Source organism: Granulicella aggregans (assembly GCF_025685565.1).
Classification (GTDB): domain Bacteria; phylum Acidobacteriota; class Terriglobia; order Terriglobales; family Acidobacteriaceae; genus Edaphobacter; species Edaphobacter aggregans_B.
The window spans coordinates 1-822 of record NZ_JAGSYE010000013.1 but is presented as its reverse complement, the minus strand read 5'-3'; the positions used below and the strand labels follow the sequence as shown (position 1 = coordinate 822).

The window sequence follows — 822 nt, the reverse complement described above, 5'->3', positions numbered from 1 at the left end:
GTGTGGCGTCCGCCTTCTTCCTTGCTCAGAACGTAGATCTCGCCCTTGAACTCGGTGTGCGGCGTGATCGATCCCGGCTTCGCCAGAACCATGCCGCGCTCCACATCTTCCTTCGCGATACCGCGGAGCAAGAGGCCAGCGTTGTCGCCCGCAAGACCTTCATCGAGCTGCTTCTTGAACATCTCGACGCCGGTGCAGACCGTCTGCTGGGTGTCGCGGAAGCCAACGATCGAGCAAGCTTCGCCCACCTTGATCTTGCCGCGCTCGATACGACCCGTCACAACAGTTCCACGGCCAGAGATCGAGAAGATGTCTTCGATCGGCATCAGGAACGGAAGATCCACAGCGCGCTCGGGCTGGGGAATGTACTTGTCGACAGCCTCCATCAGCTCGTCGATCTTCGCTTCCCACTGCGCTTCGCCATTGAGAGCGCCAAGAGCCGAACCACGGATGATCGGGGTGTCGTCGCCGGGGTACTCATACTTCGAAAGAAGCTCACGAACCTCCATCTCAACCAGCTCGATCAGCTCTTCGTCCTCAACCGCATCGCACTTGTTCAGGAACACAACGATGTACGGTACGCCAACCTGGCGAGCAAGGAGAACGTGCTCCTTGGTCTGGGGCATCGGACCGTCGGTCGCTGCAACCACGAGGATCGCGCCGTCCATCTGCGCCGCGCCGGTGATCATGTTCTTGATGTAGTCGGCGTGGCCTGGGCAGTCAACGTGCGCGTAGTGGCGGTTCGGGGTCTCGTACTCGACGTGCGAGGTCGAGATCGTGATACCGCGCTCGCGCTCTTCCGGAGCGTTGTCGATCGTGTCG

1 protein-coding gene is annotated in these 822 nt (G+C 60.6%); it reads right to left on the bottom strand.

From position 1 onward, the window contains the following. Positions 1–822, bottom strand: an 822-nt coding sequence (gene tuf / locus OHL18_RS23150) for an elongation factor Tu (protein ID WP_263377249.1), incomplete at both ends; no start/stop codon positions are given.